At 68.6% G+C, this 15,446-nt stretch carries 15 protein-coding genes; 6 read left to right on the plus strand and 9 right to left on the minus strand.

The genetic code is table 11. From position 1 onward, the window contains the following. Positions 1 to 28 precede the first annotated feature (28 nt). A complete protein-coding gene (locus ACOYJQ_RS13290) occupies positions 29 to 676 on the plus strand; it encodes a hypothetical protein (RefSeq protein WP_433459044.1) in 648 nt (215 codons plus the stop codon). A 148-nt stretch (positions 677 to 824) separates the two neighbouring features. On the opposite strand, the gene ACOYJQ_RS13295 is transcribed toward ACOYJQ_RS13290, so the two are convergent. The 4 genes from ACOYJQ_RS13295 to ACOYJQ_RS13310 are packed head-to-tail and all read right to left on the minus strand — an operon-like array spanning position 825 to position 5,251. After that, positions 825 to 2,246: an MATE family efflux transporter gene (locus tag ACOYJQ_RS13295; RefSeq protein ID WP_433459144.1), complete on the minus strand. Its 1,422-nt coding sequence runs from the start codon at positions 2,244 to 2,246 to the stop codon at positions 825 to 827. A 16-nt stretch (positions 2,247 to 2,262) separates the two neighbouring features. Then, positions 2,263 to 2,907: a CDP-diacylglycerol--glycerol-3-phosphate 3-phosphatidyltransferase gene (gene pgsA / locus ACOYJQ_RS13300; RefSeq protein WP_433459045.1), complete on the minus strand. Its 645-nt coding sequence runs from the start codon at positions 2,905 to 2,907 to the stop codon at positions 2,263 to 2,265. Positions 2,908 to 2,948: 41 nt separating this feature from the next. Beyond that, a complete protein-coding gene (gene uvrC, locus ACOYJQ_RS13305) occupies positions 2,949 to 4,982 on the minus strand; it encodes an excinuclease ABC subunit UvrC (RefSeq protein ID WP_433459046.1) in 2,034 nt (677 codons plus the stop codon). Next, entirely contained in the window at positions 4,979 to 5,251 is a 273-nt protein-coding gene (locus ACOYJQ_RS13310) for a hypothetical protein (RefSeq protein WP_433459150.1), read from the minus strand. The genes uvrC and ACOYJQ_RS13310 overlap by 4 nt, the downstream gene beginning before the upstream one ends. Between ACOYJQ_RS13310 and ACOYJQ_RS13315 the strand changes: the two genes are divergently transcribed. Both ACOYJQ_RS13315 and ACOYJQ_RS13320 read left to right on the plus strand, forming a co-directional pair. Next, entirely contained in the window at positions 5,141 to 6,256 is a 1,116-nt protein-coding gene (locus ACOYJQ_RS13315) for a metallophosphoesterase family protein (RefSeq protein ID WP_433459145.1), read from the plus strand. The two genes, ACOYJQ_RS13310 and ACOYJQ_RS13315, sit on opposite strands and share 111 nt — an antisense overlap. Continuing rightward, complete coding sequence (locus tag ACOYJQ_RS13320) at positions 6,253 to 8,940, plus strand: hypothetical protein (RefSeq protein WP_433459048.1); 2,688 nt, start codon at positions 6,253 to 6,255, stop codon at positions 8,938 to 8,940. The genes ACOYJQ_RS13315 and ACOYJQ_RS13320 overlap by 4 nt, the downstream gene beginning before the upstream one ends. A gap of 6 nt (positions 8,941 to 8,946) precedes the next feature. Here the strand turns inward: ACOYJQ_RS13320 and ACOYJQ_RS13325 are convergent, their stop codons facing one another. Further along, positions 8,947 to 10,191 (minus strand): multidrug effflux MFS transporter, encoded by a 1,245-nt coding sequence (locus ACOYJQ_RS13325; RefSeq protein ID WP_433459050.1) that lies wholly within the window; start codon positions 10,189 to 10,191, stop codon positions 8,947 to 8,949. 68 nt (positions 10,192 to 10,259) lie between these two features. Next, a complete protein-coding gene (locus ACOYJQ_RS13330) occupies positions 10,260 to 10,901 on the minus strand; it encodes a LysE family translocator (protein WP_433459051.1) in 642 nt (213 codons plus the stop codon). A gap of 196 nt (positions 10,902 to 11,097) precedes the next feature. Here ACOYJQ_RS13330 and ACOYJQ_RS13335 point away from each other — a divergent pair, with 196 nt between their 5' ends. From ACOYJQ_RS13335 to ACOYJQ_RS13345, 3 genes are read left to right on the plus strand one after another with little or no spacing between them, the layout of a single operon-like run. Beyond that, complete coding sequence (locus tag ACOYJQ_RS13335; RefSeq protein ID WP_433459052.1) at positions 11,098 to 11,226, plus strand: hypothetical protein; 129 nt, start codon at positions 11,098 to 11,100, stop codon at positions 11,224 to 11,226. Positions 11,227 to 11,255: 29 nt separating this feature from the next. Then, the gene (locus ACOYJQ_RS13340) at positions 11,256 to 12,032 is read left to right on the plus strand and encodes a metal ABC transporter ATP-binding protein (protein WP_433459146.1); all 777 of its coding nucleotides are present in this window, start codon (positions 11,256 to 11,258) and stop codon (positions 12,030 to 12,032) included. 10 nt (positions 12,033 to 12,042) lie between these two features. Next, on the plus strand, positions 12,043 to 12,927 hold the full coding sequence (locus tag ACOYJQ_RS13345) for a metal ABC transporter permease (protein WP_433459053.1): 885 nt from the start codon (positions 12,043 to 12,045) through the stop codon (positions 12,925 to 12,927). 39 nt (positions 12,928 to 12,966) lie between these two features. On the opposite strand, the gene ACOYJQ_RS13350 is transcribed toward ACOYJQ_RS13345, so the two are convergent. The 3 genes from ACOYJQ_RS13350 to ACOYJQ_RS13360 form a co-directional block, all read right to left on the minus strand. Further along, positions 12,967 to 13,344: a flagellar export protein FliJ gene (locus tag ACOYJQ_RS13350; protein ID WP_433459054.1), complete on the minus strand. Its 378-nt coding sequence runs from the start codon at positions 13,342 to 13,344 to the stop codon at positions 12,967 to 12,969. Positions 13,345 to 13,510: 166 nt separating this feature from the next. Beyond that, positions 13,511 to 14,344 (minus strand): exodeoxyribonuclease III, encoded by an 834-nt coding sequence (locus tag ACOYJQ_RS13355; RefSeq protein ID WP_433459055.1) that lies wholly within the window; start codon positions 14,342 to 14,344, stop codon positions 13,511 to 13,513. A gap of 108 nt (positions 14,345 to 14,452) precedes the next feature. Further along, a complete protein-coding gene (locus ACOYJQ_RS13360) occupies positions 14,453 to 15,421 on the minus strand; it encodes an outer-membrane lipoprotein carrier protein LolA (RefSeq protein WP_433459057.1) in 969 nt (322 codons plus the stop codon). Between the last annotated feature and the right edge of the window lie 25 nt (positions 15,422 to 15,446).

Here is a 15,446-nt window from a genome sequence, read left to right on the forward strand (position 1 = left end):
TGCGACGGGCAGTTTCGGGAGGTATTTCATGGCGCAACGTCCTGCCGGCGTCGTTTCTGCCGCTGATGACCCCGAAGTGCGGCGGCAGGGCGGGAGCCCGCCGGGCCGCTCGCTCGGCATCGGCTCCGAGGAGGAGGCCGTGGTCGGCGCCGCCTTCCGCGACATGATGGCGGCGCTCGGCATCAATGGCGCGCCGGTGTTCGAGCGACTCGCCGCGGGGCAGAATCTGGCGCAGGCGCTGTCCGTTCCGGCCGGGGTCGTCGAGGCGCTTTACGCGCGGGCGCACAACTGGTTTTCGCAGGGGCGGATCGATCGCGCCGAGCCGCTGTTCCGCGCCCTTTGCCTGCTGGAGAGCCGCAGCGCGGATTACTGGGTGGGATACGGCGTATGCCTGCGCATGAAGGGGCAGCCCGAAAACGCGCTGCGGGCCTTTGAGGCCGCCGCGATGCTGCGTCCCGAATGGGAAATTCCGCATTTTCATGCGCTGGAACTGACCGTGGCGTTGAAGCAGTGGGCGCAGGCGGGATTGTGCCTCGCCGCCTATGATGCGCGCGCATCGGCACAAACGCCCCCCGCCATTATCCGCGATGCAAAACGCCTGCGCATGGCGCTGGAAGCGCGGCAGGCCGCGCAACCGCCGGCCTCCGCCCCGACGCCACGCAGCGCCGGCCGCTGAGGCCGGCCGCCAGACTGATGTCGTCGCGTCTTCAGGTCGAAATCGTTTAAAGCATTTCGGTTTTTTGTTGAAACACCGAAATGCTTTATCTTATTGATCCGGCGTGTTTTCTTCAAGAAAGGCAGTATCCGCTTTGCTTGAAGACGCTTCAGGCAACGGTTTTCGGCGAGAACCGCACCAGCCCGATGCGCTCGCGCCTCGTCCAGCGCGCCATCATCAGCAGGGCTACCGTCACGAGACCTGCGACGAGACCCGCCCAGATGCCCGAGCCCCTCAATCCTGCGCCGAACGCCAGCCCCACGCAGAGCGGCAGCCCGACGCACCAGTAGCCGACGACGGCGTAGATCATCGGCACGCGCGTGTCGTGCAGGCCGCGCAACGCGGCGGTGCCAAGCACCTGTCCGCCGTCGGCGAGTTGAAACAGCGCCGCGAAGGCCAGAAAGGTGACGGCGAGCTCGACTACCGGCGCGTTGGCCGGGTCGTGAATGTCGAGAAACACGCTCACCAGCGTCACCGGCATCACCGTCATCAGGAAGGCGGTCACGACCATCGCGCCAAGGCCGAGACCGATGCCGATCCACCCGGCGCGCGCCACGCCTGCCCGGTCGCCCGCGCCGAAGGCCCGCCCCACGCGCACCGTCACCGCCTGCGAGAGGCCGACCGGTATCATGAACGCGATGCCCGCAAGCTGGATCGCGACCGCGTGCGCGGCGAGTTCCGCCTCGCCGATCCAGCCCATCATGAATGCGGCGGCATTGAAGATGCTGATCTCGAAAGTGGACAGCGCCGCGATCGGCAGCCCCAGCCGCCAAAGGGCGACAAAGCGCGGCCAGTCCGCTTTCCAGAAGAATCCGAACAGACGGTAGCGGCGGAAGCGCCGGTCTCGCACCACCACGATGGCCAGCGTCGCGAACAGGATGACGTTGGCGATCACCCCCGCGATGCCGGAGCCGACCATTTCCAGCCGCGGAAAGCCGAGGTTGCCGAACACCAGCAGCCAGTTGCCGAGAATGTTCACGAGAATGGCGACGACGGCGGCCACCAGCGCCCATTGCGGCCGCTCGAGCGCGGAGATGAAAGAGCGCAGCACCAGATAGCCCAGAAACGGCAGCAGCCCCCACATGAACACGCGCAGATAATCGCCGGCGAGGCGCGACAATTCGGCCGGCTCCCCGATCGCGCGCAGAAACGCTTCGCCGTTCCACAGCAACAGCGCGCACGGAATGAAGACGACAGTGGCCGACCACAATCCCTGCCGCACCGTGCGCCGCACCTCGCGCAGGGCGAAGCGGCTCTTGCCGAGTTCGCGCGCGATCATCGGCGACACGGCCGTCAGCAGGCCGAGCGAGAAGAGCATGACCAGCGTAAAAAGGTTCGTCGCCAGCGCGGCGGCGGCGAGCGACTGCGCGCCCAGCCGGCCGATGAAGATGACGTCCGTCACCGTGATCGCCATCTGCGCCAGTGTCGTGAGCACGAGCGGCCAGCCGAGCGCCGCCGTGGCCCGCAACTCGCGAAACCATGGGCGCGCCCCACCCTCCGGCACGCGGGGCGGCGCGGCCGGCGACGACATTTCCATCATGGCCGCATCACTCCCGCGAACGCTCGTCTTGCGCCAGTATGTGGCGGATGCCGTGATTGAGATAATCCCACCCCGTATAAAGCGTGAGCAGGGCCGAAATCCAGAGCAGCGCGATGCCGATGCGCACCGTGCCGGGCAAAACCGTTTCGCCCGCCTGCCCGGCGATGAGGAAGGCCAGCGCCACGAGCTGCGCCGCCGTCTTCCATTTGGCCACTCTGGTGACCGGCACGCTGACGCGCAGGTCGGCCAGAAACTCGCGCAGGCCGGAGACGAGGATTTCGCGGCACAGAATGATGATGGCCGCCCAGAGGGACCAGCTTCGGATGGTGCCGTCCGCCACCAGCATCAGCAGCGAGGCCGCCACGAGCAGCTTGTCGGCGATCGGATCGAGCATCCGCCCCAGCGCCGATTGCTGCGACCACGCCCGCGCGAGATAGCCGTCGAGATAGTCCGTCACCGCCGCCAGCACGAAGATGGAGAGCGCGGCCCAGCGCATCTCCTGCTCGTTGGGCCAGAACAGGCACGCCACGACGGCGGGAACGGCCAGAATGCGCCCGTAGGTCAGCAGATTGGGCAGGTTCAGCGCGCTCGACGCCCTCCCCGGCCGCGGCTCCTGCGGCCTGGCGGAAGTGTTATGGGAGGAAGGGCTCATGCATGCACCGGCCTGATTTGCGGACGAATCCCTGCGCGGGATCATCCATCCCGCTCATGGAAAAAGCCATAGACCATTTTCGCCGTCGCCGCATTGATTCCCGGCGCGCCGCGCAGATCCTCCAGCGATGCCTGCGAAACCGCCTTCGCCGTACCGAAATGCAGCAGCAGCGCCCGCTTGCGCGCCGGGCCGACGCCGGGGATCTCGTCGAGCGGGCTTTTGGTGAACTCGCGCTTGCGTTTCGCCCGGTGCGTGCCGATGGCGAAGCGGTGCGCCTCGTCCCGCAGCCGCTCCACATAATACAGCGTGGGATCGCGCGGCGGCAGGCGGAACGGCGCACGGCCCTCGACGAAGAAAGTCTCGCGCCCGGCATCGCGGTCGACACCCTTCGCCACGCCGACGACGGGAACGCAGGTGACGCCGATGTCGGCCAGCACCGCGCGCACCGCCGCCACCTGCCCCTGTCCGCCGTCGATCAGCAGCAGGTCGGGCCAGGCGGGGAACGAGGCCGGAAACGGCGCATCGCCCTCCTCCGCATCCGTTTCCACGGCGGGTTCGGCGGTCGGGTCAGGCCGCGGCGCCTCCTTGACCAGGCGCGAGAAACGGCGGTGCAGCACTTCCTTCATCATGCCGAAATCGTCGCCGGGCGTCAGCTCCTGCGAGCGGATGTTGAACGTGCGGTAATGGGTTTTCATGAAGCCTTCCCGGCCCGCCACGATCATCGCCCCGACCGCGTTGGTGCCGGAAATGTGGGAGTTGTCGTAGACCTCGATGCGGCGGGGCGCGTGCGGCAGGCCGAACGCCTGCGCCACGGCGCCGAGCAGCTTGTCCTGCGAGGCCGTATCGGCGAGCCGGCGCGCCAGCGCCTCCTGCGCGTTATGGGCGACATGGGCGACCAGCGTGCGTTTCTCGCCGCGCCGGGGCACGGCCAGTTCGACCGCATGGCCCGCGCCGGCCGAAAGCGCCCCTTCCAGCAGATCGTGATCGGAAGGCCGGTGCGACAGCAGCACGAGCCGCGGGCACGGCTTGTCGGCGTAGAACTGCGCCAGGAAGGCGGAAAGAACGTCCTCCAGCGGCAGGTCGCGGTCCGCGTGCGGAAAGTAGGAGCGGTTGCCCCAGTTCTGGCCGTTGCGGAAAAAGAACACCTGAATGCAGAAGAGACCGGCCTCGGCGGCGATGGCGAAAACATCCGCCGCGTCGACGGTCTGCGGGTTGATGCTCTGCGTGCCCTGCACGGTGGAGAGCGCCGCCAGGCGGTCGCGGTAGCGCGCGGCGCGTTCGAACTCCAGCGCCTCCGCCGCCTCCTGCATCTCCTGCGCCAGCCGGCGCTTGACGGCGGTGGAGCGGCCGGAGAGGAAATCCGCCGCCTCGCCGACGAGCGTGGCGTAATCCGCGAGCGAGATCTCGCCGGTGCAAGGGCCGGCGCAGCGCTTGATCTGGAACAGCAGGCACGGGCGGGTGCGGTTTTCGTAATAGCTGTCGGTGCAGGTGCGCAGCAGGAAGGCGCGCTGCATGGCGTTGACGGTGCGGTTGACGGCGCCGCCATCGGCGAATGGCCCGAAGTAGCGCCCCTTGCGCACGCGCGCGCCCCTGTGCTTGACAAGTTGCGGCGCCGGATGATCGCCGGTCAGCAGGATATAGGGAAACGACTTGTCGTCGCGCATCAGCACATTGTAGCGCGGGCGCAACTGCTTGATCAGGTTGGCTTCCAGCAGCAGCGCCGCCGTTTCGGTCTCGGTGGTGATGAACTCCATCGCCGCCGTCTGCGCGATCATGCGCATGGTGCGATGGCCGCCGTGGCCGATGCCGCGCACATAGGAGGCGACGCGCTTCTTCAGGTCGAGCGCCTTGCCGACGTACAGCACCTCGCCATTGGCGTCGATCATGCGATAGACGCCGGGCAGATGCGGCAGCGTCTTCCAGAAGCGCCGGATCACCTGCGCGCCAGCGCGCAGCGACGGCGGCGTGCTCGCGTCGTCGGCCCACAGATCGGTGTCGGCAAGCTCTTCGGTATCGTTGTCTTCCGCGTCTTCCGGCGCGGCGTTGCCGGATGGCGGATCGTCGGATTGCATCATGATTGTCGGAACGGTTCCACGATTTGCTCTTTCATGTAGGACAATGCCGGCAAAATTGCACCCTGCGCCTTCATCGGCCGTTCATTTGCGGGCATAGTGCGAAGCTGGCTTCTCCATTGCAGACAACGATGCGCTTCATTCATACGGCCGACTGGCAAATCGGCAAGCCTTTCAGGCAGTTCCGCGACCGCGAGAGCGTCTTGCGCCAGGCCCGCCTCGCCGCTGTCGAACGAATCGGCGAACTGGCGATGCGCGAGGACGTCGCCCATGTCCTCGTCGCCGGCGACGTCTACGACAGCGAGCAGCCTTCTCCGCGCACGCTGCTGGAGCCTCTGGAGCGCATGCGCCAGTTTCCGCGCGTCGCGTGGCACCTCATCCCCGGCAATCACGATCCGCATCGCCCGCGCGGCCTGTGGGACAGGCTGCATGCTCATGGCCTGCCCGCCAACGTTCACGCGCATCTGACGCCTGCTCCCGTCCCGCTGGGCGAGGAAGCGGTGCTGTTGCCCGCCCCCCTGACGCGCAAGAGCGAGACGGGCGACCTCACGCGCTGGATGGACGGAGCCGAAAGCCCGCCCGGCGTGCCGCGCATCGGGCTGGCGCATGGCGCGGTCGCCGGTTTCGGCACGGAGGGCGAAGCCGGCAATCCCGTCGATCCCGGCCGGGCGGAGCGCGCGGCGCTCGCCTATCTCGCGCTGGGAGACTGGCATCGCACGGCCCGTATCTCGGCGCGCGTCTGGTACGCCGGCACGCCGGAGCCCGATCGCGCCGGCGGCCAGGAGCGGGGAACGGCCCTGCTCGTCGACATTCCCGGCCCGCTCGCCGCGCCGGCCGTCACGCCGCTGGAAACCGGCCGTTATCGCTGGCTGACGGTGGAGGAACACATCGCGCGAGCCGACGATATCGAGGCGCTCGATGCGCGCGTGCGCGGGCTCGGCGGCCTGTCGGCGCTGGTGCTGCGGCTCCGTCTTTCCGGGGCGGTTTCCCTCGCCGATCGGGCGGCGCTGGACGCGCGGCTGCTGGCGCTGTCGGCGGCGCTGTTCCATCTCGACGCCGACATGACGAAGCTCGTCGCCCGTCCCACCGATCAGGATCTCGAATCGATCGATTTCGGCGGCGTGCTGCGCCATGCCGCCGATCTGCTGCGCGCCCTCGCCCGTGACGAGACGAGGCCGCCGGACGAGCGCCGACAGGCGGAAGATGCGCTGGTGGAGCTTTATACCCGCGTCGCCGGTGACGGCGGCCCGCAGGTGACGGGAGACGGCGCGGCATGAGGCTGACGGGCATCAGGGTCGAGGGCGTGGGCAAGTTCGCCACGCCGGTGGCCGTTTCCGGGCTGGGACCGGGCGTCAACGTGCTCGCGGCCGACAACGAGGCCGGCAAGTCGACGCTGTTTCGCGCCGTGCGCGCCTGCCTCTTCGAGCGGCACGGCACCACCCGGGAGGATGTGAGCGCGCTCGCCAGCGCCGGATTGTCGCTGCCGGTCAGGGTTGCGCTCGATTTCGAGCATGCGGGAGCCGCCTACCGCATCGAAAAGTCGTTCCTGCGCAGCCGCTCGGCGCAGTTTTTCCGCGACGGGACGCTCGTCGCGCGCGACCGGGCGGCGGATGAGGCCGTCTGGGAACTGATCGGCGTCGCGCCCGGCAGCGGCCGCGCCGGCGTCGACGAGGCGGCGTTCGGCATCCTGTGGGTGGGGCAGCGCCAATCCTTCCTCGTGCCCGATCCTTCGGAGGCGGCGGCTGCCGCGCTCAACCGCGCCATTCATGAGGAGGTCGGCACGCTGGTCGGCGGCGAGCGCGCGCAGCTCGTGCTGGCCGCCGTTGCGGGCGATCTCGACCGTCTCGTCACCGCGCAGGGGCGGCCGCGCGCGGGCGGGCCGCTTGCGGCCGCCATCCAGCGCCGCGACGGGTTGGCAGCCGAGCTGGCCGGTGTCGAGGCGCATCTGGCGGATCTCGACGCGCGCCTCACGGAACTTGCCGGCCGCCTGCGCGAGCGTGCCGTGCTCAGCGATCCGGCGCTCGCCGCCGAGCTTGCCGGGGATCTGGCGCAGGCGCGAAAGGCGCTGGCGGACGGCGAGGCCGCGCAAGCCCTGCTCACCCGATTCGAGGTCGCGGAGCAGAAGGCGCGGCTCGCCCACGATAACGCCGAACGCGCGTTCGCCGAGGACAGGCGGTGCGCCGCCCGCATCGACGAGGGCCGCCGGCGGCTGGCGGATATGGTTGCCGAACGCGATGCGCTCGACGCGCAGCTCGAGGCTGCCGGTGCGGGCATCGTTGCCGTTGAAGCCGACAAGGTTGCCCTCGCCGCCGACATCCATCGGGAAGAAACCCGTGAACGGGCGCTGCAAGGGATATCGGCCGCCCGCGCGCGGATGGCGGAGCTGGACGTTCTTCGCCGCCGCCGGGCAGAGCGCGCCACGCTCAGGGAGCGGCTGCTGGCCAATGCTGCGGGACTGGACGCCAACCGCGCGACGGTGCAGGCCATCGCGGAGCTTGACAGGCTGCAACGGGAAATCGCCGTTTGCGACGCGCGCCTCACCGCTTCCGCCGCGCAGGTGTCGGTGGCGCTGGGGCCGTCTGGCGCGGGGCGGGTGCGGATCGACGGCAAGGCCGTTCACGACGACGGCGTGCGGGCGGCGCTGCGGCCGATCACCATTGCCGTGAGCGACATCGCGACCGTGACCGTCACGCCGCCTCCCGCCGATGCGCGGACCGTGGCGCTGCGCCGGCAGCATGAGGCGGCGCTGGAGACGCTGCTGAAGCAGACGGGCTGCGGGAGCCCGCAGGAATTGCGTCTCGGCCGCGCCGCACGCGCCGCGCTGGAGGCGGATGCCACATCGCTGAAGGCCGAGCTTCGCGCCGCCGGCGTCACGGCCGGCGCGCTCTCCGACGATATCGCCGGGCTCGATGTCGCCATCGCGCGTATCGTCAGCCAGCACGCAGCGAACCCGGCCGCGGACGATCCCGAGGCGTGCCTTTCCGAAACCGATATCGCCGCGCAGCTTGCCGCGCTTCGGGAGCATCGGGAGGCGGCAACCCGGCGGGGGCTGGCGCTCGATGCGCGCCTTTCCGCCCTCAACGGTACATTCGCGAAGCTCTCCGCGCGGGTGGGCGAGATGGCGGGGGCGCTGGCCGGCATAAGCGCGAGCCTCGACGCGGACCTCGCCGTACTGCCGGACGCCACGCGCGCCACGCGGCTTGCCGATGGCGACGCTGCGCTGTTGCGGGCGCGGGAGGCGCTGGAGACGCAGGCGGCGGCGCTGGAGGGGCAGCGGCGGCAGGCGCCTTCCGTCGAGGATATCGACAGGCTGCGCCTGCGCATCCGGCGGCTGGAAGACGCCATGAGCCATCGGCGGGCGCAGCAGGAGGACGTGGAGCGCGTCATCGCCAATCTGGAGGGGCGCATCGAGAGCGCCGGCGGCGACGGCCTTGGCGAGCGCGCCGGGACGCTGCGGGCCGACCTGCTGCTGGCGGAGCAGGAGGTCGCGCGGATCGAACGGCGCGCCGCCGCCCTGCGGTTGCTGCGCGACACCGTGGAAGCCTGCTACCGCCGGCATCGCGACCGGCTCACCGCGCCGCTGCGCCGCCACCTCGCGCCCTATATCAACGACGTCTTTCCCGCCGCCGAGATCGCGCTCGGCGACGGATACGTCATCGCCGGCGTGCGGCGCGGCGCGGAGGATGCGGAGCGGTTCGAGAATCTGTCGGACGGCACGCAGGAGCAGATCGCGGTGCTGACGCGGCTCGCGATGGGCTCCCTGCTGGCGGAGCGCGGTCTTGAGGTGCCGATCGTTCTCGATGATGCGCTGGTCTATTCCGATGACGGGCGCATCGCCCGCATGTTCGACGCCTTGAGCCGCGCGGGCGAGACGCAGCAGGTGATCGTGCTCACCTGCCGCTCCCGCGCCTTCGCGCCGCTCGGCGGGCGGCCCCTCGCCATCAGGCCGGCCGGCCCGTGAGGTCCGTCACGCGCCGGCGCGGCGCAACACCAGCCTGCGCTCGGTCCACCAGATGACCGCCAGCCCGATCAGGCTGAACGAAAGATAGCCGAACGCCAGCGGCAGCACCGTGCCGTCGAACGCCTGCCCGACGGCGAGCCCGAAAATGGCGCTCAGCGCCGTCGTCGTCGCACCGATGATGGAGGACGCCGTTCCCGCGATCCGTCCCATCGGCTCCATGGCGAGCGCGTTGAAGTTCGGCACCGACAGGCTGAAAAGGAAGTTCAGGCTCGCCAGCAGGATCGCGAAGGGCACCAGCGGCGGGTGCCCGCCATAGAAAAGCGACACCAGCACCAGCACCAGCGCCGTGAGCACGAACGCCACCGCGCATATGTGGGAAAGCCGACGCGGCCCCATGCGCCGCACCAGATGCGCGTTGGCGAAGGAGGCGATGCCCATCGCCGCCGCGATCAGACCGAACACGAGCGGAAACCACGCGCCGAGCGCGTAGACGTCCGTTTCCAGTATCTGCTGCGCCGAGTTGATATAGCCCATCAGCGTGCCCAGCATCAGGCTGATCGCCAGCGTATAGCCGAAGGTGACGCGGTTCGTGACGCACTGGCGGAAGCCCTCCAGCACCGCCCCGGCGGAAGGCTTCATGCGGTTGCCGGGAGCAAGCGTCTCGGGCATGCGCAGGAGGAACCACAGGAGAAGCGCCAGACCCAGCCCGAGCATGCTCACGAAGATCAGCCGCCAGGACCCGAAGAGCAGGATCAGCGCGCCGCTGCCGGGCGCGATGACCGGGCCGATGATGAACACCATCATCACGAACGACATCACGCGGGCCATTTCCTGCCCGTGATAACGGTCGCGCACGATGGTCATCACCAGCACCCGCGACGCCGCCGCCCCCACGCCCTGCACCACGCGCGCCGCGAGCAGCGTCTCGAAACTGGTCGCCACGATCGCCAGCGCCGTGCCCGCGAGGTAGATCGCAAGGCCGATGAGCATGGACGGCCTGCGCCCGATGGCGTCGGACAACGGCCCGTAGAAAAGCTGGCTGACGGCGAAGCCGATCATGTAGCTCGAAATGATGAACTGCACCTCGCTGGCGTGCGAGAGGCCGAACTCGTGCTGGATCGGCACGAAGGCCGGCAGCAGGTTGTCGATGGACAGCGCGATGATGGACATCATCAGCGCGATCAGCGCAATGAACTCGCCGAAAGGAGGATAGCGGACAGCACGTTCCGACGCGGGCGCCGTTGAGGTCATGATGGGGAATGTCCTGAAACATCGGGCGCCGACCGGCGCCCTTTATGGAAAGTATGGAGAAACGGCCGTTACCTGCCGGCGGCGAGCCTCACCCCCAGCCCGATCAGCGCCGCCCCCATCAGCGCGTCGAACGGACGTCGCAACCGCGCGTAGACCTTGCGCACACTTCGTGACGAAAATATCACGGCCAAAGTGGAGAACCAGCCGAGCGCCACACCCGCGACGATGGCGACGGTGGCGGCATAGACGCCGTGCGGCGCGCCCACCGGCAACACGGTGACGAAGAGGCTACCGAAGAACGCGGCGGATTTGGGGTTGGTCATGCCCACGAGAAAACCCCGCCGCGCGGACGGCCACAGGGCGGCGGCGCGGCCGCTCTCGCCCACTTCCGCCTGCGTCACTTCAGGCACCCCGCCGCCGTGGCGCAGGCCGTGGAGCATGCGCAGCCCGAGATAGACCAGATAGGCCGCGCCGACGAGGCGCAGGATATCGTAGGCCCAGGAGATCCGGGACAACACCACGCCGAACCCGAACACGGCGAGCGCGGCCCAGATCGCGCAGGCCGCGCCCACCCCCAACGCCGCGCCGAGGCCGAAGCGGCGCCCGAGCAGGGAATGCGAGGTGACGGCGATGAAATCCGGCCCCGGACTGATGCAGGCCAGCAGCATGACACCCGCAAGCGTCAGCAATTGTGGAAGAAACTCAACCATGTGCGATCCGCTTCCCCTTGTTTTAAGCGAAACTAGCAGAGGCCCGTCCCGCCAGGTAGGCTGCTTTCGGATGGGCTCCAATGCGTCACACTCCTGACCGGAGGCGGCGCATCCGGCATCGTTCGCCGGCGGTTGTAATTTGGGCGTGATATACTATAACATTCTTCTGAATAACGCGACGCGAGGAGGAAGGCGGTTGCCCGGCGACATCGAAGGCGAGAACGGTTCCGTCCTGCGCAATTCCGCCCTGGGTCGCCTGCGTCTGGCGGCGATTCTGGCGGTGTTTCTGTGGGTCGTGGCATTCTGGGCGATGGACTGGATCTGATGGCGGCGAACGCGCACGGTCATGGGCATATGGTGTCGGGCGATCATGGCCGCATCGCGGCCGCAGCGCCACGAATCCGGCTGGAGAACGTCACCCTTGCCTATCGCCGCCACCCGGCGGTGCATCATCTCTCGGGCGAGTTCGCGCCGGGTTCGCTCACGGCTGTCGTGGGGCCCAACGGCGCGGGCAAGTCTACGCTGCTGAAGGCGATCATGGGCAACCTGCGGCCCGACTCCGGCCGCATCGACATTTCCGGCATCGATCGGCGCGACATCGCATATTTGCAGCAGATCAGCGAGCTGGACCGCAGTTTTCCGATCTGCGTGCTCGATCTCGTCTCGATGGGCCTGTGGCGTCGCTGCGGGGCCTTCGGCGGGATGACGGCGGCCATGATGCGGCGGGTGAAGGAAGCCATCGCCACCGTGGGCCTCGCGGACCTCGCCGACCGCCCCATCGGCACGCTGTCCGGCGGGCAGTTCCAGCGCGCGCTCTTCGCGCGCATGCTGCTTCAGGACGCCCGCCTTCTGCTTCTCGACGAGCCGTTCACGGCGCTGGACATGAGGACCACGGCCGACCTGCTCGGCCTCATCCGCGACTGGCACGGCGAAAACCGCACCATCATCGCGGTGCTGCACGACATCGACCTCGTGCGGGAGCATTTTCCGCAGGCGCTGCTGCTCGCGCGCTCGAAGGTGGCATGGGGAGAGGCGGCGCAGGTGCTCACCGCCGCCAACATGTTGCAGGCGCGGCGCATGTGCGAGGGGTTCGATGCGGATGCCCCCGTCTGCCATCGCGACGCGGCCTGATCATCTCATCATGCTTTACGATTTTCTCATCTTGCCCTTCGCCGATTACGGTTTCATGCGCCGCGCGCTCGCGGGCTGCCTCGCGCTGTCGCTCGGCGGTTGCCCGCTCGGCATCCTGCTCGTGCTGCGCCGCATGAGTCTGATGGGCGACGCCCTCGCCCACGCCATCCTTCCGGGCGCTGCGATCGGCTTTCTGGTCGCCGGCCTCTCGCTGGCGGCGATGACCATCGGCGGCATCGCCACGGGGCTTGCGGTGGCGCTGTCGGCGGGGCTCGTCTCGCGCGCCACGCCGTTGCGGGAGGATGCGAGCTTCGCGGCCTTCTACCTGATTTCGCTCGGCCTCGGCGTGCTGATCGTCTCGATGCGCGGCTCGAACATGGATCTGCTGCATGTCCTGTTCGGCACGGTGCTGGCTCTCGACGACGCCGCACTGATCCTCATCGTTTCCATCGCGACGGTGACGTTGCTGACGCTCGCAGTCATTTACCGGCCGTTGATTCTGGAATGCCTCGATCCCGGTTTCCTGCGCGCCGTTGGCGGCGGGCGGGTCATCGGCCTGGGGCCGCTCATTCATCTCGGCTTCGTCGCGCTGGTGGTGCTCAATCTCGTCGGCGGCTTTCAGGCGCTCGGCACGCTGATGGTCGTGGGCCTGATCATGCTCCCGGCCGTCGCCGCCCGCTTCTGGTCGCAGAGCGTATCGGGGCAGATGGCAACGGCCGTGATCTTCGGCATCGTCTCGAGCGTCGCCGGCCTTCTCGCCTCCTACCACTGGAGCGCGCCCGCCTCCCCCGCCATCATTCTCGCGGCGGGAAGCCTTTATATCCTCTCAGTCATCGCGGGGCGATACGACAGTATCGCCGCCAGCGCCATTCAACTTCGCCACAAGACCGGCTGAGGCGAAGCCGCCGCAGCCTCCAAGCCGGCGGCGTCGATGTTACGGATGCGCCGCGCCCGCCGCGCGCAGCGCCGGGCGCTCGCGCACGGCCTCCCGGTCGTCAAGCGCTTCCGCCTTGCGCAGTTCGGACAGCGCCTCGTCGAGATCGGCGAGCGCCTCGTTGAGCTGGCTTTTCAGGTCGTCGGCCGATTGCAGCAGGTTGTCGCGCCGCTGGGCGGCGGCGCGCGCATAGGTCGGATAGGCGAAATGATTGACGTCGGTGATGCCCGAGCGTTTTTCTTCCGCGGCGATTTCCCTGTCGAGATCCTCCGCCATGCGCTGGAAATCGGCAATCATCGCCTCGATCTGCGCCAGGCGGCGGCGCTTCTCCTGAACGCGGAATGTCTTCAACTGCACGATGCCGCTGCGAGGTCTCATCGCTGATAATGCTCCCGTCAGACGCAGCCGACTCTCCGGCTCCGGTCGATGCTCGCAGCCATCTTCACCGATGCAGGTTGATCCTTCGTTACCGACCCGAGGATACGCCGCCGTCGCCATTTTTCGAGACGCGGCGGCATGTTATATCGACAGGCGCCGACAGCGTTCAGAGGTCTAGCGTCACCGTCACGGGCGCATGATCGGAGGGCCGCTCCCAGCCGCGCACGTCGCGCGCGACGGCGGAGGCCGTGAGCGCGGGCGCGAGATCGGGCGCGAGCCAGACGTGATCGAGGCGTCGCCCCTTGTCGGCGGCGGACCAATCCGGCGAACGATAGCTCCACCAGGTGAAAACCTTCTCGGGCTCCGGCGTCAGCGTGCGCACCGCATCGACGTAGCCGCTCGTCCGCCGGAAAGCCTCCAGCCCTTCCGTCTCCACGGGCGTGTGGCTGACGACGCCCAGCAGTGCCTTGTGGTTCCAGACGTCCGTCTCATAGGGGGCGATGTTGAGATCGCCGACCAGAATGCTCGGCCGGCCGGCCGGCCGTTCGCTCTCGTTCCATTCGCCCAGCTCGTTGAGAAAGGCGAGCTTGTGCGCGAATCGGGGATTGATTTCGGGATCGGGAATATCGCCGCCCGCCGGTACATAAAAGTTGTGGATACGCACGCCCTTGGCGCGTCCCTTGGGGCCGCCGGCGGCGCCCGTGCCCGCCAGCTCCACCGTGATGTGGCGCGAATCGTCCTTGTCGCAAAAGCGCCTCATCTCGACATCGGCGAAAGGAATGCGCGAGACGATCGCAACCCCGTGATAGCCCTTCTGTCCATTGAGCGCGATGTGCTGATAGCCGAGCGCGCGCAGCGCCGCCGAGGGAAACTGGGCGTTGGGGCACTTCGTTTCCTGAAGGCACAACACGTCAGGCTCGTGCTCGGCGAGAAAGCGCGTCACCTGTTCGATGCGCAGTCGGACGGAATTGATGTTCCAGGTGGTGATCGAGAACGACACGGGAAACTCTTCGACAGGACCGACGGGGCGGATGGTGCAGCCACGGCGCGGATGAAAGGCAGAAACAGCTTGCCCCTCATCCCCGTTCCGCACAAGCCCGCATCGCGGTCAGCGGCGCGTCACCTGCACGCCCGACAGCGCGACGGTGGTGTCGTAGCCCTGCGGATCGACGATCCGCCACTCGCGCAGCACGTCGCCGCGGGCATCGTACCGCAGCGTGACGGTGGAGGTGCCGCCGAGCGTGGCGCTGTCCTCCAGCGTGATATCGACGGCGCCGGAAGGCGCGATGTCGACGTTCCTCACCTTGACGTCGCGCGCCAGATCGACGTTGTCGCGCAGCAGGAACTTCAGCGGCGTCTGGCCGATGGAATAGACGTCGTTCGTGCGCAGCTTCGAATCCCTGACCGCGACCGAACGGCCGTCGGCGACGATTTCGAGCGTGCTCGGGGGATCGTAGGCGAAACGCAACCTGCCGGGCCGCTGCACATAGAGCGTGCCGCCTGCCTGGCGGCCGTCCGCTCCGGTTTGCAGGAAACGCGCGGTGAGCGTGTTGATGCCGTTGAGGTAGGCGTTGACGCGCGCCACGGCCTCGGCGGCGTTGCGCGGCACGTCGGCGGCGGGGCGTGCCGGCCGCTGCGCCACGACGGCGGGTTGCGCGGCGGCGGGTGTCGGGGCGATCGCCACGGGCTCCGGGGCGGGGATCGGTGCGCCCGCGACAGCACCGCCCAGCCCGGCCGGCCGGCGCGGCGGCAACGGCATCGCGGTCGTCGCCGGCGCGGGTGCGACGGCGGTTGCGGGCCCCGTCACGGACAGAGGCGTAAGGGGCGCGGGCGGCGCGGAGGCTCCGGCGGGCGAACGTCTTGCGGGCGGCGCCGGCGGCGCGGGCGCGGCGGGCGGCGCTTCCGGCGCATAAACGGGCGCCGGCGGCGGGGAAGCCTGTTGCTCGTTCTTGAAGAGACCGTCGAGAAAACGGCTCAGCGGATCCTGCGCGTGCCCCGCCGTCGCCGGCAATATCGACACGGCCACGATCATCGCACGCAGGGTTGCGGACTGCCGCCGCGAATACCGTCTCGTCATGTCACCTTCTGCACCAGAGCGCCGC

Origin of the sequence: Pseudochelatococcus sp., assembly GCF_050946405.1 — a bacterium.
Classification (GTDB): domain Bacteria; phylum Pseudomonadota; class Alphaproteobacteria; order Rhizobiales; family Beijerinckiaceae; genus Pseudochelatococcus.